This is a genomic window from Burkholderia sp. GW821-FHT14F03, from assembly GCF_058803765.1.
This window is the reverse complement of record NZ_JBXAPG010000150.1, coordinates 1-647: the sequence shown is the minus strand read 5'-3', so window position 1 is coordinate 647 and position 647 is coordinate 1. Positions and strand designations below refer to the sequence as shown.

At 62.0% G+C, this 647-nt stretch carries 1 pseudogene; it reads left to right on the top strand.

Annotated features, from left to right (window positions below):
* A pseudogene (locus AC1RQF_RS33455) lies at nucleotides 1-647 on the top strand (type VI secretion system tip protein VgrG); the annotation flags it as partial.

Below are 647 nucleotides of genomic sequence, written 5' to 3'. Positions count from 1 at the left end.
ATCGGGATCACGGTCAGCTTTACGGGCATCGCGGTGTCGTACACGGGCCTATCGGTGGGGTTCACCGGCGTGTCGGCGTCGTTCACCGGGCTTGGCACCTCGTTTACGGGCGTCAGCACGAGCTTCACGGGTGTCGGCACGTCATTTACTGGCGTGTCGACGGGAATTACTGGCACCAGCACATCATTCACCGGCGTCGGTACGAGTTTCACGGGGACATCCACGTCGTTCACGGGGACGTCGACTAGCATGACCGGCACGACCACGTCGGTGGTAGGTGTGTCGAACAGCATGACAGGCATTTCGTCATCGATGACGGATGTCAGCATGTCATGCGTCGGGCAGTCGCGGAGCACGACAGGCGTCTCGGAGTCGTATGTCGGTACCTCGAACGGCATGACGGGCACGAGTACGTCGGTGACCGGCACGTCGACCAGTATCGTCGGTACGTCAATGTCAAATACAGGGGTGTCGACCAGCATAGTGGGTGTGTCGACCTCGACCACGGGCAGCTCGACGAGCGTGACGGGATCGAGCATGTCGACGGTCGGCAGCTCGGTCGGTGCGACGGGGTCGAGCGTGTCGACCACGGGCAGCAGCGTGTCGACCACGGGCTTCAGCTATTCCTATACGGGCGCCAGCTACTC